20 protein-coding genes are annotated in these 20,022 nt (G+C 71.2%); 9 read left to right on the plus strand and 11 right to left on the minus strand.

Annotation, left to right across the window (positions count from 1 at the left end):
- The first annotated feature begins 13 nt into the window (after positions 1 to 13).
- From PCA76_RS02705 to PCA76_RS02730, 6 genes are all read left to right on the plus strand, one after another.
- Positions 14 to 2,224 carry a bifunctional glycosyltransferase/CDP-glycerol:glycerophosphate glycerophosphotransferase gene (locus tag PCA76_RS02705; RefSeq protein WP_272615026.1) on the plus strand — a complete coding sequence of 737 codons (2,211 nt, stop codon included), beginning with the start codon at positions 14 to 16 and terminating at the stop codon, positions 2,222 to 2,224.
- A gap of 132 nt (positions 2,225 to 2,356) precedes the next feature.
- Positions 2,357 to 3,661, plus strand: a complete 1,305-nt coding sequence (locus PCA76_RS02710; RefSeq protein ID WP_272615028.1) for an ABC transporter ATP-binding protein — start codon at positions 2,357 to 2,359, stop codon at positions 3,659 to 3,661.
- A 94-nt stretch (positions 3,662 to 3,755) separates the two neighbouring features.
- Positions 3,756 to 4,775 carry a hypothetical protein gene (locus PCA76_RS02715; RefSeq protein WP_272615029.1) on the plus strand — a complete coding sequence of 340 codons (1,020 nt, stop codon included), beginning with the start codon at positions 3,756 to 3,758 and terminating at the stop codon, positions 4,773 to 4,775.
- A 64-nt stretch (positions 4,776 to 4,839) separates the two neighbouring features.
- Entirely contained in the window at positions 4,840 to 5,304 is a 465-nt protein-coding gene (locus tag PCA76_RS02720; protein ID WP_272615031.1) for a DUF4442 domain-containing protein, read from the plus strand.
- A gap of 59 nt (positions 5,305 to 5,363) precedes the next feature.
- Entirely contained in the window at positions 5,364 to 6,155 is a 792-nt protein-coding gene (locus tag PCA76_RS02725) for an HAD family hydrolase (RefSeq protein ID WP_272615033.1), read from the plus strand.
- Complete coding sequence (locus tag PCA76_RS02730) at positions 6,152 to 8,524, plus strand: glycoside hydrolase family 65 protein (RefSeq protein WP_272615035.1); 2,373 nt, start codon at positions 6,152 to 6,154, stop codon at positions 8,522 to 8,524. Before PCA76_RS02725 ends, PCA76_RS02730 begins: the two co-directional genes overlap by 4 nt.
- Positions 8,525 to 8,569: 45 nt before the next feature.
- On the opposite strand, the gene PCA76_RS02735 is transcribed toward PCA76_RS02730, so the two are convergent.
- Positions 8,570 to 8,749: a hypothetical protein gene (locus PCA76_RS02735; RefSeq protein ID WP_272615037.1), complete on the minus strand. Its 180-nt coding sequence runs from the start codon at positions 8,747 to 8,749 to the stop codon at positions 8,570 to 8,572.
- A 169-nt stretch (positions 8,750 to 8,918) separates the two neighbouring features.
- On the opposite strand from PCA76_RS02735, the gene PCA76_RS02740 reads away from it, so the two are divergent.
- Positions 8,919 to 9,572: a dienelactone hydrolase family protein gene (locus PCA76_RS02740; RefSeq protein ID WP_272615039.1), complete on the plus strand. Its 654-nt coding sequence runs from the start codon at positions 8,919 to 8,921 to the stop codon at positions 9,570 to 9,572.
- Here PCA76_RS02740 and PCA76_RS02745 read toward each other — a convergent pair whose 3' ends face one another.
- Positions 9,573 to 10,676 (minus strand): AI-2E family transporter, encoded by a 1,104-nt coding sequence (locus PCA76_RS02745; RefSeq protein WP_272615040.1) that lies wholly within the window; start codon positions 10,674 to 10,676, stop codon positions 9,573 to 9,575. It abuts the gene before it with no gap.
- A gap of 226 nt (positions 10,677 to 10,902) precedes the next feature.
- Here PCA76_RS02745 and PCA76_RS02750 point away from each other — a divergent pair, with 226 nt between their 5' ends.
- Positions 10,903 to 11,073: an antitoxin gene (locus PCA76_RS02750; RefSeq protein ID WP_274527910.1), complete on the plus strand. Its 171-nt coding sequence runs from the start codon at positions 10,903 to 10,905 to the stop codon at positions 11,071 to 11,073.
- Between the two features lie 70 nt (positions 11,074 to 11,143).
- On the opposite strand, the gene PCA76_RS02755 is transcribed toward PCA76_RS02750, so the two are convergent.
- Complete coding sequence (locus PCA76_RS02755; protein WP_272615042.1) at positions 11,144 to 11,746, minus strand: hemerythrin domain-containing protein; 603 nt, start codon at positions 11,744 to 11,746, stop codon at positions 11,144 to 11,146.
- Between the two features lie 92 nt (positions 11,747 to 11,838).
- On the opposite strand from PCA76_RS02755, the gene PCA76_RS02760 reads away from it, so the two are divergent.
- Positions 11,839 to 13,230, plus strand: coding sequence for an FUSC family protein (locus PCA76_RS02760; RefSeq protein ID WP_272615044.1), 1,392 nt, complete (start codon positions 11,839 to 11,841; stop codon positions 13,228 to 13,230).
- A gap of 10 nt (positions 13,231 to 13,240) precedes the next feature.
- Here PCA76_RS02760 and PCA76_RS02765 read toward each other — a convergent pair whose 3' ends face one another.
- The 8 genes from PCA76_RS02765 to eccB form a co-directional block, all read right to left on the minus strand.
- Positions 13,241 to 13,885 carry a C39 family peptidase gene (locus tag PCA76_RS02765; protein WP_272615046.1) on the minus strand — a complete coding sequence of 215 codons (645 nt, stop codon included), beginning with the start codon at positions 13,883 to 13,885 and terminating at the stop codon, positions 13,241 to 13,243.
- Positions 13,886 to 14,182: 297 nt separating this feature from the next.
- The gene (locus PCA76_RS02770; RefSeq protein WP_272615048.1) at positions 14,183 to 14,590 is read right to left on the minus strand and encodes a pyridoxamine 5'-phosphate oxidase family protein; all 408 of its coding nucleotides are present in this window, start codon (positions 14,588 to 14,590) and stop codon (positions 14,183 to 14,185) included.
- A gap of 31 nt (positions 14,591 to 14,621) precedes the next feature.
- Positions 14,622 to 14,963 carry a YkvA family protein gene (locus PCA76_RS02775; protein ID WP_272615050.1) on the minus strand — a complete coding sequence of 114 codons (342 nt, stop codon included), beginning with the start codon at positions 14,961 to 14,963 and terminating at the stop codon, positions 14,622 to 14,624.
- A 33-nt stretch (positions 14,964 to 14,996) separates the two neighbouring features.
- Positions 14,997 to 15,797, minus strand: a complete 801-nt coding sequence (locus PCA76_RS02780; protein ID WP_272615051.1) for a hypothetical protein — start codon at positions 15,795 to 15,797, stop codon at positions 14,997 to 14,999.
- Positions 15,798 to 15,951: 154 nt separating this feature from the next.
- On the minus strand, positions 15,952 to 16,311 hold the full coding sequence (locus tag PCA76_RS02785) for a hypothetical protein (protein ID WP_272615052.1): 360 nt from the start codon (positions 16,309 to 16,311) through the stop codon (positions 15,952 to 15,954).
- Positions 16,312 to 16,594: 283 nt separating this feature from the next.
- Entirely contained in the window at positions 16,595 to 17,821 is a 1,227-nt protein-coding gene (locus PCA76_RS02790) for a WXG100 family type VII secretion target (protein ID WP_272615053.1), read from the minus strand.
- Positions 17,814 to 18,224, minus strand: a complete 411-nt coding sequence (locus PCA76_RS02795; protein WP_272615055.1) for a hypothetical protein — start codon at positions 18,222 to 18,224, stop codon at positions 17,814 to 17,816. Before PCA76_RS02795 ends, PCA76_RS02790 begins: the two co-directional genes overlap by 8 nt.
- Before the next feature lie 46 nt (positions 18,225 to 18,270).
- Entirely contained in the window at positions 18,271 to 19,899 is a 1,629-nt protein-coding gene (gene eccB, locus PCA76_RS02800) for a type VII secretion protein EccB (RefSeq protein WP_272615057.1), read from the minus strand.
- Positions 19,900 to 20,022: the final 123 nt, after the last annotated feature.

The following is a 20,022-nucleotide window of genomic DNA, read 5'->3' on the forward strand; positions in this document are numbered from 1 at the left end:
GAGGGACGGCCGGATGACCCTGATCAGTTTCGTGGTGCCGGCCTTCCGGGTGCAGGGCTACCTGCGCGAATGCCTGGACTCCATCCTCGGTCAGCCGGAGACCGACATCGAGGTGCTCGCCGTCGACGACTGCTCGCCGGACGCCAGCGGCGACATCATCGACGAGTACGCGGCCCGCGACCAGCGGGTCCGCTCGGTCCGGCTGCCGGAGAACGTCGGCCTCGGTCCAGCCCGCAACATCGGGCTGGACCGGGCCGTCGGCGAGTACGTGTGGTTCCTCGACGGCGACGACTGGCTGGCGCCCGAGTGCCTGACGGAGGTCGCCGAGCGGTTGCGCGTCGCCCGCCCCGACGTGCTGCTGGTCGATCACGTCCGCACCCACTGGAACGACACCGCCACCCGCAGCGCGATGGCCGAGGTGTTCCCGGAGTCGCCCGGCGCGGGCAACTTCCGACTGCGGGACCGGCCGGAGGCGATGCGTCTGCTGCACACCGCGTGGAACCGGCTGGTCCGCCGGGAGTTCCTGGTCGACCTGGGGTTGCGCTTCGCGCCCGGCTGGTACGAGGACGTTTCGTTCAGCTACCCGGTGCTGATGGCGGCGCAGCGGATCGGCGTACTCGATCGGGTCTGCGTCAACTATCGGCAACGCCGGGCCGGCGCGATCACCCGGACCCGGGGTGACCGGCACTTCGAGGTCTTCCCACAGTGGCACCGGGTCTTCCACCTGATGGATTCGTGGGGGTCGGCGACGGACGCGCTCCGGCCGGCGGTCTTCGAGCGGATGATCTGGCACTACCTGACCGTGCTCGGCAACGGCCAGCGGATCGCCACGGAGCTGCGGCCGGCGTTCTTCGCGCAGATCACCGCCGACTACGAACGCTGGCTGCCACCCGGCGGTTATCCGGTGCCGGACGGGGTGGAGGGGATCAAGCACCGGCTCGTCGCTTCCGGGCGTTGGCGTACCTTCAGCGCGTTGCGGGCTGCCAGCCGGGCCCGCGACGCCACCCGCCGGCAGGCCCGCACCGCCCGGCGCCGGGTCGGCCCGGTCGCTCGGCGCGGTGCCCGGCTGACCCGCGACGGGCTGCTGCGCGAGTACTACCGGGCGGAGTTGCGTCGGCCGGTCGATCCGACGCTCGCGGTGTACGCCGCCTACTGGTACCGGGGGTACTCCTGCAATCCGGCGGCGATCTACGAGGTCGCCCGCCGGTTGGCGCCGGAGGTGCGCGGGGTGTGGATCGTGCGCCGGGACCGGGTGGACAGCGTGCCGGCCGGGGTCGAGTACGTGGTCGCCGGCACCCCGGCGTACTACCGGGCGCTCGCCCGCGCCCGATGGCTGGTCAACAACGTCAACTTTCCGGACTTCGTCCGCAAGCGACCGGACCAGGTGCACCTGCAGACCCACCACGGCACGCCGGTCAAGGTGATGGGGCTGGATCAGCAGCGCTACCCGATCGGTGCGGGCCGGATGGACTTCGGCGGGCTGCTGCGCCGGGTGGACCGGTGGGACTACAGCGTCAGCGCGAACAGCTTCTCCACCCAGATGTGGGACCGGGCGTACCCGGCCAACTACACGACCCTGGAGGTCGGCTACCCGCGCAACGACCGCCTGGTCACGGCGGGCCCGGACGAGGTGCGCCGGCTCCGCGCGGAGTTCGGCCTCAGCCCCGACGAGCAGGTCGTGCTGTACGCCCCGACGCACCGGGAGCACCTCCCCGGCTACCGGCCGCCGTTCGACCCGGACCGGTTCGTGAGGGCGCTGGGTGACTCGGGCCGGCTGCTGATGCGCAGCCACTACTTCCACGATCGTGATCGACGTCCCGGCCGCCCGAAGGACTGGGAGCGGGTTCGCGACGTCAGCGGCTACCAGCGGGTGGAAGATCTTTACCTGGTGGCCGACGTATTGGTCACCGACTACTCGTCGGCGATGTTCGACTATGCGGTGCTGGACCGTCCGATCGTGCTGTATACCCCGGACTGGGAGGCGTACCGGCTGGCCCGGGGGGTCTACTTCGACGTCACGGCCGAGCCGCCCGGCGCGGTGGCCACCACCTTCACCGACCTGCTCGACCTGTTCCGTACCGACGCGGTGCGCTCGGACGCGGCGGGCAAGGCCCGCGAGCATTTCCGGGCCCGGTTCTGCACATTGGACGACGGGCGGGCGGCGGAGCGGGTGGTGCGCCGGGTGTTCCTGGGGGAGCCGAGCGAGCGCTCGTCGCGCTGTTGATCGCCCCGCGCGCCGCCGTCTGTCGTGTAATAGCAGCGTCATAAGCCGAACATGAGACGTTTACCCGATGTGCTTATCTAATGATCCTGGTCACAGTCTTCAGGGGTCGGCCCACAAGCTGGGGGGGAGACGGTGAGCACCGTATCGCTCAAGGATGTGACCAAGGTCTTCAGGGACGGCACGCTGGCCGTCGACAGCATCAATCTCGATGTGAACGACGGCGAGTTCATGGTGCTGCTTGGGCCGTCCGGCTGCGGCAAGTCCACGGTGCTGCGGATGATCGCCGGGTTGGAGGATCCGACCCAGGGCGCGGTCCTGCTCGACGGGGAGTTGGCGAACGACCTGCCTCCACGGGACCGCAAGATCGCCATGGTCTTCCAGGACTTCGCGCTCTATCCGCACATGACCGTCGGCGACAACATCGCCTTTCCGCTGCGGCTGGCCGGGATCGAGCCGGCGCCGAGGGGTGAGCGGGTCAGTGATGTGGCCAGCGCGCTGGGCATCGGTGACGTGTTGGCCCGCAAGCCGGGTCAGCTCTCCGGTGGGCAACGGCAGCGGGTGGCGATGGGCCGGGCGATCGTCCGCCGGCCCGGCCTGTTCCTCATGGACGAGCCTTTGTCCAACCTGGACAGCGGCCTGCGCGCCGAGCTGCGCGCGGAGATCTCGGGCCTGACGCGGGAGCTGGGTGTCACCACCGTCTACGTCACGCACGACCAGGCCGAGGCACTCACCATGGCTGACCGGGTGGCCATCATGCGCCGCGGCGTGCTCCAGGACGTGGGCACACCCACCCAGGTGTACGGCCGGCCGGCGACGCTCTACGTGGCCGCCTTCCTGGGCAGCCCGCGAATGAACCTGCTGGAGGCGTCGGTCTACGTCCACCTCGACCGGTACGTCACGCTCAACCTCGGTGACCAGTCGCTCTACCTGCCCTGGAACGACATCCGCAGTCGGGCGGTGGCGCACTACCACGGTGAGCGGATCGTGGTCGGCATGCGTGCCGAGGCGCTCACCCCGGTCGCCCCGGACAGCCCTGGTGACGTGTTGCGCGGACGGATCCGCTACCTGGAGCACCACGGGCACGAGTCGTTGGCGTTCCTCGACATCGGCGCGACCGCGATCGTGGTCGACGAGATGGGCGCGCCGCTCGAGCCGCCGCCGGTGGGCCAGCGCGGCCTACGTCGGTTCGGTTCGGTGATGCAGCGACTCACCGGCAAACCGGTGGAGGCGCAGGAGGTGCCCAGTGGTGGTGGGGGCACCCAGACCAGTGTGCTTCCCGATCCCGGCCGGCACCACCGCCGACCGGCGGAGCTGGCGGTGCGGCTGGCACCGTACCCGGCGGTCACCGCGGGTCACCCGCTCGCCGTCTCGGTGCGGATGGACGCGCTGCACTTCTTCGACGAGCGTGGCGCCCGGATCGACGTGGGTTGGCGCTGACGACTCGCCGGAGCGGGGTGGCGGGCCTGCCACCCGGTGTCCTACGGTCTGCGCACCCAGTCCACAGTGAAAGTCCACCGAGAGGGGTGCACCCGTGTCGGGTGACCGTCCCAGCCCGCTCGTCATCGAGCGCATCCTCCGGGATCGCGAGGGCATCTGGCAGCAGATCGTGGCCGAGCGTGACCTCAACGCGCTGACCGGGCGGATGCTGGCCAGCTCCGCCATCGCGCTGGCCTGTTACGGGGCGGTGCTGGGCTTCTTCCACAGCCCTCTGATGGCGTTGACCTCCGCGTTCAAGCTGCCGCTGCTGTTCCTGGTCACGCTGACCATCTGCCTGCCCACGCTCTACCTGTTCAACCTGGTCTTCGGTGCCCGGCTCTCGGTGCGTCAGTCGTTGGCGCTGGTGATGGTGGCGATCACGGTCACCTCGATGCTCGCGGTGGCGTTCGCGCCGATCAGCCTCTTCTTCCTGATCACCGCCAACGACTACGGCTTCTTCAAGCTGCTCAACGTGGCGATCCTGACCCTGTCGGCGCTGGTCGGGTTGCGCTTCCTGACCGGCGGGATGCAGGTGCTCAACGACAACGGCCTGCTCGCCCCGGAGGCCGCCAACGCTCAGGCGCTCGCCCAAGCCCAGGCTCCGGCCCAGCCTGTGCCGGTTGCCGTGGCAGCCGGTTCGGTGCCGGCTGCGGCGCCCGTCGCCGTGCAGAGTGCCGAGCCGGTCGCCGTGCCGGGCGGAGCGGCGGTGGCCGGGTCGGCCTCGAACGGCGCGGCCACCGCCGCGCCAGCTCCGGTTCCAGCTCCAGCTCCGGTTCCGGCGCAGTGGACCGGCCAGCCGGCCGGCACCGCGTTCCCGCCTGGCATGCTGCCGCCCGGCTACCCGGCACCGCAGCGCCCGTGGGAGGGCCGCCCGGTCCGACGCGGGGAGGCGCCGCAGCGGCCGGCCAGCATGACCCTGCTCTACGTCTGGATCCTGCTCTTCGGCTTCGTCGGCACCCAACTGGCGTGGACGCTGCGCCCGTTCTTCGGCGACCCGGGGCAGGATTTCTCCTTCTTCCGCAGCATCGACGGCAACTTCTACGCGGAGATCCTGCGGACCATCGGCAACCTCTGAGCACCTGTCGATATCGGGAAAGCCCCTGGTTGCCGGCGTGGTTACTGGCTAGTAACGTCAGGCCATGACCATCGACTCTCGTCAGGTGGCGGCCGGCATGCTCGAAGCGGTGCCCTTCGCCCGTACGCTCGGCTTCGAATTCGTCGAGGTGGCACCCGAGGCGGAGGGCGGGGTGCGGGCAGTCGTCCGGATGCCCGACTCGCCGGCCACTCACAACCACATCGGCGGCCCGCACGCCGGTGCCATGTTCACCCTCGGTGAGACGGCCTCCGGCGCGGTCGTGCTGGCCGCCTTCGGGCAGCTGTTCGACCGCGCCGTGCCGCTCGCCGTCCGGGCCGAGATCGCCTACCGCAAGCTCGCCATGGGCCCGGTGCTGGCCACCGCGCGGCTCGGCCGGCCGGCTCTCGAGGTGATCGACGAGCTGGACTCCGGCCGGCGGCCGGAGTTCCCCGTCGAGGTGGAGATCACGACCGAGGACGGCAAACCCACCTCGGCCATGACCGTGGTCTGGACACTGCGACCGAACTGAGCCGTGCCGGCGCGGCGGAAACGGGTTTGCGGGCCCAGTGGGATGGATAGATTCGTACCGTGCTGGGCCTACCTGCTCACGTGACCGCCTGTCTCTTCGATCTGGACGGTGTGCTGACGCAGACCGCCAGCGTGCACAACGCCGCCTGGACGCAGACGTTCGACGAGTTCCTCCGGCAGCGAGCCACGACCTCCGGGGAACCGTTCCAACCGTTCGATCCCGGCCCGGACTACAACCGCTACGTCGACGGCCGGCCCCGCGCTGACGGCGTCCGGTCGTTCCTCGCCTCCCGTGGCATCGTGCTGCCCGACGGCAGCCCGGACGACCCACCGGACGCCGACACCGTCAACGGCGTGGGCAACCGCAAGAACGCCCTGCTGCTACAGCGTCTGCGCACCTCCGGCGTCGAGGTCTACCCAGGCTCGGTGCGTTACCTGAAGGCGGCGACGTCCGCCGGGCTGCGCCGGGCCGTGGTGACCGCGAGCGCCAACGGAGGCGAGGTGGTCGCCGCAGCAGGGCTGGAACCACTGCTGGAAGCCCGGGTCGACGGGCTGGTCGCCCGGGCTCAGGGGCTGCGCGGCAAACCGCACCCGGACAGCTTCCTCGCCGGGGCCAGGCTGCTCGGCGTCGACCCGACCCAAGCCGCCGTCTTCGAGGACGCGCTCTCCGGGGTGGCCGCCGGCCGCGCCGGCGGCTTCGGTTACGTGGTCGGCGTCGACCGGGTCGGGCAGGCCGACGAGTTGCTCGCGCACGGCGCCGACATCGTGGTGAAGGACCTCGCCGACCTGCTCGATGCCGCCGATCCGTCGGCACCGACCCGCAGCGCTGCCGCCGAAGGGAGCCCCGCGTGATCCGGGAGCGGGCCTATCCGGTCGAACCGTGGCACGTCCGGGAAACCCGGCTGGACATGGACGTGCTCGCCCAGTCGGAGTCGGTCTTCGCGCTCTCCAACGGGCACGTCGGGCTGCGGGGCAATCTCGACGAGGGTGAGCCGCACGGCCTGCCCGGCACCTACCTCAACTCGTTCTACGAGTTGCGTCCGCTGCCGTACGCGGAGGCGGGCTACGGGTTCCCCGAGTCCGGGCAGACCATCGTCAACGTCACCAACGGCAAACTGATCCGCCTGCTCGTCGATGACGAACCGCTCGACGTGCGCTACGGGGAGCTGTTGGCCCACGAGCGGATCCTCGACCTGCGGGCCGGCACCCTGCACCGGGAGCTGCACTGGCGCTCGCCCGCCGGTCGCGAGGTCAAGGTCCGCAGCACCCGCCTCGTCTCGTTCACCCAGCGATCGGTGGCCGCCATCAGCTACGAGGTGGAGGCCGTCGACGGCCCGCTGCGGCTGATCGTGCAGTCCGAGTTGGTGGCCAACGAGTCGCTGCCCGCGCAGAGCAAGGACCCCCGGGTCGCGGCGGTGCTGGAATCGCCCTTGCAGTCCGAGGAGGAGCTCACCACCCCGGACGGGGGGCAGCTGATCCACCGCACCAAGGTCTCTGGCCTGCGGGTCGCCGCCGCGATGGAGCACGAGGTGCACGGCCCGGACCGCACCACCATCGAGTCCGAGGGATACCAGGACTGGGTACGCACCACCATCGCCTGCGTGCTCAAGCCCGGCGAGAAGCTGCGGGTGATCAAGTATCTGACGTACAGCTGGTCGAGCCGGCGGTCGCTGCCCGCGTTGCGGGACCAGGTCGGCGCGGCACTGGCCGGTGCCCGGCTGGACGGCTGGGACGGGCTGCACCGGGAACAGCGCAACTACCTCGACGCGTTCTGGGACGCGGCCGACGTGCTGGTCGAGGGTGACCCGGAGGTGCAGCAGGCGGTCCGGTTCGGTCTCTTCCACGTGCTCCAGGCCGGCGCCCGCGCCGAGCAGCGGCCGATCTCGGCGAAGGGGCTGACCGGTCCCGGGTACGACGGGCACGCATTCTGGGACACCGAGATGTTCGTCCTGCCCGTGCTCACGTACACGCAGCCGAGCGCGGTGCGCAGCGCGTTGCAGTGGCGGCACAGCACGCTGGACTCGGCGAGGGAGCGTGCCGAGACGCTCAACCTCAGGGGTGCCGCCTTCCCCTGGCGGACCATCGAGGGGCCGGAATCCTCCGGATACTGGCCGGCTGGCACGGCAGCCTTCCACATCGGCGCCGACATCGCCGACGCCATGCGCCGCTACGTGATGGTCACCGGAGACACCGACCTGGAGCGGGAGATCGGGCTGGAGCTGCTGGTGGAGACCGCCCGGCTGTGGCGCTCGATCGGCCACCACGACCGGCACGGGCAGTTCCACATCGACGGTGTCACCGGCCCGGACGAGTACACGGCCGTGAAGAACGACAACATCTACACCAACCTGATGGCGCAGCGGAACCTGCTGACCGCCGCCGACGCGGTGATGCGCCACCGGGACGAGGCGTTCCACCTCGGCGTCACCGACGAGGAGGCCGCGAGCTGGCGGGACGCCGCAACCTCGATGCACGTCCCGTACGACGAGGAGCTCGACGTCCACCAGCAGGTGGAGGGCTTCACCCGTCTCCAGGAGTGGGACTTCACGCACACACCGGTGGAGAAGTACCCGCTGCTGCTGCACTACCCGTACTTCGAGCTGTACCGCAAGCAGGTGGTCAAGCAGGCTGACCTGGTCCTGGCCATGCACTGGCGAGGGGACGCGTTCACCCCCGAGCAGAAGGTGCGCAACTTCCTCTACTACGAGCGCCGTACCGTACGCGACTCGTCGTTGTCGGCCTGCACCCAGGCGGTGCTCGCCGCCGAGGTGGGCGACCCGGAGCTGGCGCACACCTACCTGCGCGAGGCCGCACTGATGGACCTGCACGACCTCAACGAGAACACCCGGGACGGCGTGCACATGGCCTCATTGGCTGGTGCGTGGCTGGCCCTGGTCAGTGGGTTCGGCGGTCTGCGGGACCATGAAGGCGAGCTGTCCTTCGCGCCCCGGCTCTCCAGCCGGCTCAACCGGCTGGAGTTTTCCCTGCAATGGCGGGGGCTGTCGCTGCGGGTGGATGTCCGGCCGCACCAGACGACATACTCGCTCCGCCACGGTGGCCCGGATGACGTGGTGGAACTGCGCCACCACGACCAGATGCTACGGGTCACCTGCGACGAGCCGGTGACGGTGCCGGTGCCGCCGGCCGATCCGTCCGGGCCTCGGCCCGAGCAGCCACCGGGCAGGTCGCCGCTGCTGCGGTTGCCCGAGCACGAGCAGTGACGGTCGGGGCGGGAGTGCTCCCGCCCCGACCGCCTCGCGCCTGTGTCAGATCGGCTCTCCGGTCGACGGGCGTCCGATCGCGTCGCGGGGCGCCATCGCCCGGGGATCATCGGGCAGGCGGGCCTCGACGGCCCGGTCTCCGAAGTCCTTGTTGCGCTCGGCGTCCTGTTCCCGCCGGTTCCGTTCGTCCATCTGCTGCTGCCGGGACGTCTGCTGCTTGGCCATGGCGATCCTCGCGATCCGTCGGGGCGCGGTTGCGCCGACACGGTCTGCGGTCGTTCGTCGCGTACCCGACGGCCCTTTCCGCAAACGCGGCCTGCGGCGGGGTCCACCCGGTGCGTGCGGCGCGGCGGGCGGGGTAACCGGGCCGCAGCCGAGCATTCGGAGGTGGGGCATGGACGAGCAGCGCAACACGGTGACCATCCCGGTCGGGGACGCTCAACTCCCCGCCGACGTGATGCTGCCCGCTCAACCGGTCGCTGTCGTGCTCTTCGCGCATGGCAGCGGCAGCTCCCGGCACAGCCCGCGCAACGTGGCGGTGGCCCGCGCGCTGAACGGTCGAGGGCTCGGCACGGTGCTGGTGGATCTACTCACCCCGATCGAGGACGAGGTGGACGCCCGCACCGCGGAACTGCGGTTCGACATCGGGCTGCTGGCCAGTCGGCTCGCCGGGATCGTCGACTGGCTGGCGGTCGAGCGCCCCGCCGGTGACGTGCCGATCGGCCTGTTCGGGGCCAGTACGGGTGCCGCCGCCGCCCTGGTCGCGGCGGCGTCCCGCGCGGATCGGGTGAGTGCTGTGGTCAGCCGGGGCGGTCGGCCGGACCTGGCAGAGGGCGCGCTGGCCCAGGTGCGTACCCCGACGTTGCTGCTGGTCGGCGGCTTGGACGAGGAAGTGATCACGCTCAACGAGCAGGCCTTGGCCGAGTTGGGGGAGGTCGGTGAGCTACGTGTGGTCCCCGGCGCGACCCATCTCTTCGAGGAGCCCGGCACCCTTGAACAGGTCGCCGACCAGGCTGGCAGCTGGTTCGCCACCCACCTCAGCCGATGATCAATCCGCCGGCAGGAGGGTCGAGGTGGAGCGACGCTGTTGGACGGTGTCGATGACGCGCCAGAGGACGGCGGTGATCGGGACGCTGACGAAGGCGCCAGCGATGCCCGCGATCAGCGTGCCCGCGGTGACCGCCACCAGGATCACCGCCGGATGCAGTCGGACCTGCCGCTTCATGACCAGCGGCTCCAGCAGGTTGCCCTCGATCTGCTGCACGGCGATCACCGCGGCGAGGGTGAGCAGTGCGGTGGTGGGGCCGTTCGCGGCAAGCGCGACCAGCACCGCGACCGCGCCGGCCACCGTCGCCCCGATGATCGGCACGAAACCGCCGAGGAAGGTGATCAGGGCCAACGGCAGGGCCAGCGGCACCCCCAGCACCACCAGAGCCAGGCCGATGCCGATCGCGTCGATCGCGGCGATCAACATGGTGCCCCGGCTGTACGCACCCAACGTCTGCCAACCGGCCCGGCCGGCCTCGGCCATCACGGGCTGGTTCGGGCCGGAGACCCGCGACAGCACCCAGTGCCACATCGACCGGCCGTCCTTGAGCAGGAAGAAGAGCAGCACCAGGGCGAGCAGTGCGGAGCCGAACACCTCGGTCGCGGTCCGGGCACCCGCCACCGGGTCCGGCGAGCTGCCGCCCAGCCCTTCTCGGGCCTGGTCGACCAGCCGGTCCAGCTGTGCGTCGGTGACCGGCAGCGTGGAGGTCACGAAGTCCCGGGTGCGTTCAACCCCCTGCGTCAGCTCCTGGCTGAGCTGGTCGAACTGGCTGGCAGTCAGGTTCCATACCAACGCGCCGACGCCGACCAGGATGCCGAGCAGCAGGAGGACGGTGCACAGGGCGGCCAGTGCCGCCGGCAGGCGCAGCCGGCGCAGCAGTCGCAGCACCGGGTCGAGCAGCGCGGTGAGGAAGATGGTGGCGGCCAGCGCGATGGCCAGCGGCGCCAGCAGGACGGCGATCCGGCCCAGCAGGTAGAGCCCGGCGACGATCACCACCAGGCAGGCGCTCCACGACACCGCGGTCCGGACCAGCCAGGGCAGCGCCGCCCACGTCTGGCGCGGCCCGGGGCCGCCCGTCGTCACTTCGGGTTCCTCTGCCGCCATGTCGGTCCTCCTCGATCTCGACGAGGTCGGTACCCGGCCGGACGTGCGCCGACACCCGTATCGCTCCACCGCTGCGCGGGCCGCTACCCGCGCGGATCGTACGCCGGCCGCGACGTCCTGGGTGGCTGTTCGCGGACCACATCCGGAACGACCGCGTTTGCACTGTCTGTCCAAGGGAACGCATCTGAGAGATACCGACTGGAGGAGGAGCGCCGTGGGTGACTTCATGGACAAGGCCAAGGACTTCGCCGACAAGCACGACAAGCAGGTCGACCAGGGTGCGGAGAAGGCTGGCGACATGGCCGACAAGCGCACCGGCGGCAAGTACGACGACCAGATCGACAAGGGCGTCGACCAGGCCCAGGCGCGCACCGGTGAGGGCGACCAGGTCCGCTGACGCGCCAGACGTCTCCCGGGCCGCCGAGCTGTCGGCGACCCGGGAGCGTCCTGTCCGGACACTGCGCCGGTCAGCGCCGCTTGTCGCGTAGCTCGTCCATCGAGGTGGGTCTGCCGCTCAGCGCGTCGCGCAGCCGGTCGACCAGACCGATGCCGGGGGCGAGCAGCCTGTTCGCCGGCGGGTGGTCAGGTGCTCCCGGGTGTGGCCGGGTCGGGCCGATCTTCTTGACCGCCGTCACCTTGTCGGCCACATCGATCAGCTCCTCCCGGGCTGTCGCCGCGCGCAGCCGAGGAAAGAGTTCGTTCTCCTCCTCCCGCACGTGCTGTCGGATGGTGCTGGTCAGGTGGGTCAGCAGCTCGTCGAAGCGAGGGTCGGACGAGTCAATCGACTCCAACTCCTTCATGGTCCGCTCGGCGTCGGCGTGCTCCGCGATCTCACGGTCGGCGATCTCGTTGCCGTCGGGCAGCGCCTTGCGGGCGATCGGATAGACGTACGCCTCCTCCGCCACCGAGTGGCGGACGAGTTCGGCGATCACCACGTCGAGGAGTTGGCGGCGGTGCTCGGGGGTGCCGCGCCGAGTCTCCAATTCGACGAAGAGTGTCTCGACCTCACGGTGGTCGGCGATCAGGATGTCGACGACGTCGTGGTCGTCGGCGGTCTGCGGGTTGCTCATCTCACGGCCCCTTACCGGTTGCGGATCGGTGGGAGGGTGAGGCCCTGGTACCCCCACGGGGCTGCACAAACCCAAGCTCGACGATGTGTTCGGTGGTGCCTGTGGTGTCGGTGGAGCCGGATCGGCACGACTGCCCCGCTGCTGCCGGGGTAACCGCCGCCATGGCCGACGACCGCTCACCCGCCGGCCGCGACCAGTCGCGGCTCAACGAGGCCGCCGAGCGGAGCGGCGACGCGGTCCAGCGGGTGCGGCATCGCAGCGGGCAGGCCGGCCGGATCCGGGCCCGGCAGTGGGAGGTCACCCTGGTGATCTCGATCCAGGCCGGGCTGGCCGCGGCGATCGCCGCGCTGCTCGCCAAGAACCTACTCGGCCCCGGATCGCACGTCTTCGCTCCCGCAGCCGCCGTCGGTACGATCGCCACCGCCATCGGGCAGCGCGCCCGACGCACGTTCGAGCTGCTGGGCGGTGTCTCCCTGGGCATCGTCATCGGTGACACGCTGCGTTTCATCCTGGGCTCGGGTCCGTGGCAGACCGGCGTGGTGGTCGCTCTGGCCATCGCCGCCGCACTGCTGGTCGCCGGTAAGGGAGGTCCGTTGGTCGGTCAGGCCGGCGGTACCGCCGTGCTGATCGCCACGCTGGCCCCGATGGACCGCGGCCTGGAGGTGCCCCGGATCTTCGACGCCCTCGTCGGCGGGGCGGTTGGCCTGGTGGTGGTCGCGCTGTTGTTGCCGATCAATCCGATGCGAGTGCTCGACCGGGCCGCGGCGCCGATCTACGCGATCCTCAGCGAGCAACTCGCCGAGCTGGCGCAGGCGATGCGGGAGCGCGACGTCGACCGGATGATGCGCGTCCTGGAACGGCTCCGTGGCACCGAGGATGATCTGGGTCGGCTGCACGATGCGCTGAGCGGGGCGGAGGAGGTGGTGACGATCGCTCCGGCCCGCTGGCATCGCCGGCAGCAGTACCACCGGTACGCCCGCAGCGCGGATCACCTGGAACGGCTGCTGCTGGACAGCCGCGCCATGGCTCGCTGGTCGGTGACCGCGTTGCAGTACAACGAGCCGATCCCACCTGAACTGCCGGACGCGATGGGCCGGTTGGGTCAGGCGGTGACGGAGATGCGTACGGAGCGCAAGGTCGGTGACGACCCCCAGCGCACCCGCCGGTTGGTCGAGCAGTGCGCCGAGTTGGCCGGACGCGCCGCCGCGAAGGGGCTCGAGTCGTTCGGCGATTCGCTCGTCACCGGCCTGCGTACCGCCGCCAGCGACCTGCTCCGGGCATCGGGCTGTGAACCTGACGACGCCAATCGGATCGTGCGCCGGGCGGCCAACGCGGGCGGGGCGGCCGTCCACCCGCTGGTCCGGCTGCAGCTGCATCGAGCCCGTCCGACGCGGGCCGCCCGAGTTCGTCGACGTGCGCACCTTGCTGCCCGGATGCATCCGCAGGACGGGCCGGCCTCCCAGGAAGGGAGACCGGCCCGGTGAACCGCCAGGATCAGGAGGAGTAGCCGCGCTCCGCGATCCAGTTGGCGACCTTCGGCAGGCTCATCCAGTACTCGCCCAGCGCCGGGTCCGCCGGGTCGGCGACCCGAATGGTGTCGCCACCATCGCGGTAGCCGACGAGGGTCAGGTAGTGGCCGCCCTCGTACGAGTGCGGGTTGCCGTCGGTGTCCACGGTCGTGCCCTTGATGTTGGCGACCACCGGTCGGCCGGCGTCCACCGCGGCCAGCACGTCCCGGCGTAGCTGTTCGACCTGATCCGGGCGGGCCACCGAGTCACGGATCTCGGTGGTGCGGTACTTGCCGCCGGTCAGTTCGTTCAGCACCCGGGTGGTGTCCAGGGCCGAAGGGGTGCCCGCCTCGGTGGTGCCGAGCAGTTGGGCCACCTTGTCCTGGGAGAGCGCCTTGCCCTGGGCGGACAACGCGATCCGGGTCGCGGCCGGGCCGCAGTAGTAGAAGTTCGGCTGGGCCTGGTAGTCGATGCCGAGGATCCGCTCCGCGGACCGGTCGGTCTGGCTCGACGAGGTCGGGGCGACCTGCACCGGGGCGGCCTGTGCGGCTACCGCCGGACCGAGGGCGCAGCCGCCGGCGACCAGCAGGCCGACAACGGACAGACCACTCTTCTGGACGATCGGGTTCATGGTCGAGTCTCCGTTCGGGGGTTGGCGCCTTCCGACTTGAGGAGGGCGGCAGCACCGGGAATGGCGCTCGGCACAGCGCGGCGACGACCAGGGGTGATCTCGGACCTGGGCGTACCAGGTACGTAACGGCCCCGCTCCGGCGGGCATTCCGCTGGCGGGCGGGGGTACGGGCGTCGCGATCAGGTGTAACGGCTGCCGGCGGGGAGGGATTCCTGCATCTCCTCGCAGGCACCGTCGGCAAAGTGGCTCATAAGGTACAAATCCGATACTTGGTACGGCCTGTGGCCACGCGGCAGGTCAGAGACTCCCCAGCAGCCCGGTCACGGTGATCTCGATGACGACCCGCTCCGGATTCGGGCGCGGGGGCCGGTAGCGCTCGGCGTAGCGGCGCTCCGCCTCCGCCACCGCGCCCCGATCCGACCGGACCACCGCGCGGCCCTCGATGGTCAGCCAGCGGCGGCCATCCACGTGGCAGACGGCCACCGGCGCACCAGCCGCGCCGGCAGCCGCCACGTGAAGGGCCTTGCGGGAGGTGCCGGAGGTGATGACCCGGGCCAGTCCGGCCGCCGGGTCGAGGGTCACCCCGACCGGTACGACGTGCGGGGTGCCGTCGGCACGCAGGGTGGTCAGCGTCGCGAGGTGCCGTTCCGCGCAGAAGGCGACAACGCGCTCATCGCGCACATCCAACCGATGATCGCCCGCCATGCCCGTCCCCTGTCCGCCGAACCGACCTCGATCATGGCACGCGGCGGCGTACCCGGTCCCGCTCCGGCGGGGCGTCCGGCTGACCGGGCAGTTGGCGATCCGCCGCCCGGCGTTGGTGCACCAGCCGGGTGAGGTAGATCAGCGCGGCGGCCAGGACACCCATGTCATCCAGGTAGATCGGATCCGGGAGCACGTCGATCGGGAAGATCGTGTAGATCAGCGCCCCGTAGAAGGCGATCTTGCCGCCCGCGCCGAGCCCGGTCAGCAGCCGTCGCGTACGCACCACCCGCACCGCCAGCACCACGGCACCGACCAGTGTGGCGATCGCCAGGATGCCGGCGATCACCACGAGGACCCACGCCTGTCGGGACATGCCGTCACGCTAACCCACCCGACACCGCTCGGCTCAGAACGCGGGCACCGTCGCGCGGCCGTGGGCGATCACCTTGTTGTCCCGGGTCTGCTCGACCGACGGCCGGGCAACCTCGCTGAGCGGAAGCACCGACGCCGACTCCGCGACCCGTCGCCCGGCGGCGGCGTGGGCCTCCTCGCGCAGACTGCGGGCCGCCGCCACGGCCAGCTCCGCCGCCCGCCAGGCAATCTGCTCCTGCTCGCGGGCCGCGGCGTGCTTGGCCGCCAGGTTGTCCCGGATCGCTCGCTGCAGCACCAGTTCCTGCTCGACCGGGTGCAGCCGAGGGTCCCAGCCGTCGCGGTGCGCGAAGACGTCGCTGAGCTGCTCCACCGACAGCTCCCGCCGCCAGTACGCGTCCAGGGCGGCGCGGTGCAGGTAGCGCTCGCGGTCCACGTACTCGGAGGGAGTCCGGGCGGTGTGCGGGAGCGGCATCGCGGCCGCGCCGCCGAGCCGCCGCACGGCCACCTCGGCCGCCTCGTACGTCTGCCAGGCCGCCTCGACCGCCTCCTGCGCGGCCACCCACTCCGCCCGGCGGCGCTTGGCGGTGCTCGTCGCCCCCTCCGCGGCCACCGCGACCTCCTGCGCGTAGCGGCTCTGCTCCCGTTCCTCCTGGGCCTGTTCGAATTGGCTCGGCATGGCCGCGCGGCGGATCCGAGCGCCCGGGTCGAAGCGGAGCCGGCCGGGCCGCAGCAGGAGGAGAGCGGAGACAGCGACCCCGACCACCCCGAGCAGGCTCAGCCAGATGACGGCGGCGCGGGACAGGTCGGGCAGGGCGGCGGAGAGGAGGGATTGCATGATCAGCACCTCGCGGTCGAAGGCGGGTATCGACGGGCGGCAGGAGGGGCCCGACAGCACCGGTCGGCCAAGTGGCGGGGTCTCCCGTCGGCGGCAACTCAGGTGCGCGCGACGGATTACCCGGGACCGGGCCCCGGAGATCGCCGGGCCTGGATCAGCGGGCGGGTGGGCCCCGTCGCGTCGGAGTGCCACGGCCGGGATCGATGGCCGGCGTGTGCCCCGGGCCCTCCGTCAACGGAGCGGCCACCGCGGCGGTATCGACCGTGCCAGCCGGCGGGGCGGCAACGGGCTGGCCCGCCCGCTCGGTGGCCGGGCCGGCATCGGGGCGGACAGTCGCCACCCGGCTGCTCACGGCACTGGGCCGCAGCTGCGTCGGGGCCGGCGGTGGGGTCGCGGCGAGAGCGCCACCGAGGCCGACCGCGAGCACCAGCGCGGTGACCGCCAGCCGGGTCAGGTCCCGCAGTGACCGCAGCACAGCCCATCGGGCTGGGCGGACACACGCTGCGGACGACACCAGACCAACCTATCGCCCACCTCGGCATGTCGCAGCACGGCGACGCTCCGGTCTGGCGTGACCGCCACCACCATGCGCACTGTGGACGGCATCGATCGACACCCGGAAACAGCGGTGCCCCCGGGCCGGATCAGGTCCGGTCGGGGGCACCGCGCATCGTTCGTACGGCACCGCCGGTGGTCAACGTTGCCGGCGGCGGATCGTGGTCAGTCCCCGGTGCCGAGCACCGGAGGCGCGGCGTTCCCGCCGTCCCGCCACACCATCTCGTCCTCGGTCAACCAGGTCAGCCGCTCATCGGAGTCGTCGTCCTGAGGTCCGCCGCGCCCGCCGAGCACCCCGGGCCGCCCGGCGCCGCTGCCGGAGCCCGGTCGGGCGTTGCCGCCGGTCGTGGCCGCCCGCCCGCCGCTGGTGCCGCGCTGGCCGTCCATGCTGCGCCCGACCCCGCTGGCGGAGCGACTCTCTGCCGGGGCCGCACCACCGGTCGGACGAGCCGAGGTGGGGGCGTGCTGCCCGAACCGGCGAGCGCGGCCGTGCGCAGCACTCCGCCGGCCGGTGCCCCGCCCTGTGCTCCGTAGAGCAGACCCGGACCGGTGCCGGCACCAGGGGTCACCGTGGTCGGCCCGGACAGGCCGGCCAGCCCGACGGCACCCCCGCCGAGCAGCGCGCCGCCGATCAGCGGGTCCGCACCGGCGAGTGAGGTGCCGGGGGACTCGGAGTCGGTGCCTGCACCATCCGGGCCGGTGACGACAGCAGGCGTGCCACCGGTGCCCGAACCGTTGTCAACAGGGACCGAGCCCTCGCCGACGACCGGCGTCGGGGCCGCGCGAACGGGCGTCGCAATGGTCTTGCCACCGGTGTGTGCGCTGCCGTCGGTGGTGTTGGGCCCTGAGGTCACCCTGGCGATGGCCGAAACGCTCTGGGGCGTCGTCGGATCCTTGCTGACCGTGCTCGGAGTGTCCGGGTCAGGTTGGGGCGGATCGACCACCCGGTCATAGGCGGACAGCTCGTAACCGGAGGCCAACTCGGCCACCAGGTTCACCATCCGCTGGTGGGCCTTGTCCTGCTCTTCCTTGTCCTGCTGGTGACCCAGGACGCCCATGACGACAGCGCCGGGCAGACCGAAAGTGGCGGCACCCTTGAGCGCACCGGAGACCGCCTTGTCGTTGTCGTCGGTCTCCTCCGGGCTCTCGGCCTGCTTCTGGCCGGCGCGCAGGTGGTCGGCCATCATGGTCAGCCCCTGCTTGATGCCGGCCATCCCCTCGCCCAACGCATCGGAGTGGGCGACGATCAGGCTGAGTCGCCGATGGAACTCCCGACCTGCCGAACCTGTCCAGGTGTTGCCGAGCTTCTCGAGGTCGCCACTCAACTCCCGGCCGACACCGTCCAGAATTCCCTTGAGCTCTGCCCACTGGGCGGCTACGCCCTCGATCTGCTCCGGCTTGCCCGCCATCACGCCGTCGTACAGCTGTTGGTGGCTGCTGCCCTGGTAACGCTGGGTGTATTCAGACACGCCCGTCCTCCTTCGGCTGCAACGCCCGGTCGACCCCGTTCAACGCGGCGGTGACATCGGTGGCGTTGGCTGCGTTACGCGCCTCGGCGGTGCGGTAGTTGGTCAGGATCGTGCTGGTCGCCTGCTGTGCCGCCAGCACCGCCTGCCGGATCCGTTGGGCCTGATCGACATAGGACTGGTGGACCTCGCTGTAGCGGCGGGCCTTGTCGGTGGCGTCGAAGAACGAGCCCAACGCCGGAGGGCTGCACTGCATCTCGGTGTTGAGTTTGCGCAGCACCGAATCGACCTGGGTCAGGCGCGACGCCAGGTGCCGGTGGAAGTCCTCAAGGGACAGCAGGTCGACTTCCGTACGCCCGGTCATGGCAACATCCCCGTCGTTCTGGTTGACAACCGTCAGCACCATCCAGGTTAGTCCACCGCTACGACTCTGGGCGACCCGTCGAAGCTGCTCAGCCGTCGGCCCCGGTCGATCCCATCGGCATCCCACCCCCCGCCCCACCGGTCGGCGGAGCGCTGCTGACCGGAGCGGACGGCGTCGAGCCGGACGGCCGAACGGACGGCGTCGACCCCGAGGGCGTCGCGGACCCCGAAGGCGGCGCGGGGGACGTCGACCCCGACGGCAGTGCCGGAGACGGCGGCGCGGCCGACGGCCGTACGGTCGGGGCTGGCCCTTCGGGTGAGAAGACGGCCAGCGCGTCCTCGTAATTCAGCGTGGGCCCGGTCGGGATCAGCGAGAGCAGCGAGCCGGGCACCGCCAGCGGGGTGATCCCGTCGTAGCCGAGTACGCCCAGCGTCGCCGCCGAGCCGAGCGGATACCGGATGCCCTGCGGGGTGATCAGGTAGATCGTCGACCCGGCGGCACCGGATCCGCTGGTCCCGGCACCGGGCGAGGCCTGCACGATGACACCCTTCCCGCCGGGCAGCAGCACTGCTTCGGCGGTGCGTACGGCGTCGCGCCTGGTCTGTCGCACCGGCACCAGCCCCGGATCGCTCGCGGTCAGCTCGGCCGGCGCCCGGTCGAAGACCTCCAGGGTGGTGGTCGGCGGGCCGCCCGCGCTGCCCGCCCGGTACGTCGCGCACAGCACGGTCTGACCGGAAACCGTCTGGTGGAAGGTGGGCATCGTCGGCGGCAGCCCTTCCTCCTCCACCCGTTGCTCGACATACGAATCGGCGGCCTGGTTCGGCGTGATGTCGGTGATCCGACCGCCGTCGCTGACCATCAGTAGCGCGGTGATCTCACTGATTGAGACGAGGCCTTCCCGGGCCAGTACGTAGTGCCGCCCGGCGGCCCTGAACACCTGACCGATGGTGGACGACCGCCCGGCCACGTCCCGGCTGCTGGATTGACCTTCGCCGGGCAGCGACGGCTTGCGCAGCGGCGGCCCGGCCGGTACGGCGTTGATCAGCTGCTGCCCGACCCACAGCTTCGCGGCGTCGGGCAGATTCAACGCAGTGCTGGTCCGTGGCCCACCGAGCACCTGGAGCCGGGTGTTGTTGGTGAGCACGTACTGCTGGTCGTCCACCGCGACCAGCGCCGCGCCGTCGCCCAGCGGCGTGCCGCCGGGCAGCGCACGGTCGATCACCACCCGGGTGCTGGAACGCTTCGTGTCGACCGGGTCGGGCACGTCGCAGACCGACCAGGGCAGCCCGGTCAACGACTTGCGGTCCGGCAGGGCGTCCGGCGCCCCGACGATGCCGAGGGTGACGCCGCGTGGTCGGTCCCGCAGCGACGCCTGGGACATCGTCCGCGGCACCGCATCCGACTTGTTCAGGATCAGGCGGGCCGAGGTGTAGTTGAGCGTCGGATGCAGCTGCCCGTTCATGAACACGTACGTCGCGCCGGTCTCCCGTTCGATGACCAGGGTCTGGTCTTGCAGCGGCGCGGCGTTTCCGGTCAACTGGCCGTAGGCGCCCACCCCACCGAGCACGACGGCGGCGGCGACGACACTGCCGAAGACGGCCATGCCGAGCCGTCGCATCGGCAGGTTGGTGGTCTCCGGATCGCCCGACAGCAACGCGGAGACGATCCGACGGGTGACGAAGCGGTACGCCTGCACCTGATCGCGGCGGGTCCGCATGACTTACCTCCGGCGGGGTGGATCCGCGACGATCAGGTCGGGGTGCCGTCGCGGGCTTCCCTACGATAAGGGGCCGACGGCGGTTCCTCGGGACCACCGCTCGTGGCCGGCGCCGGACCGACC

Origin of the sequence: Micromonospora sp. LH3U1, assembly GCF_028475105.1 — a bacterium.
GTDB lineage: Bacteria > Actinomycetota > Actinomycetes > Mycobacteriales > Micromonosporaceae > Micromonospora.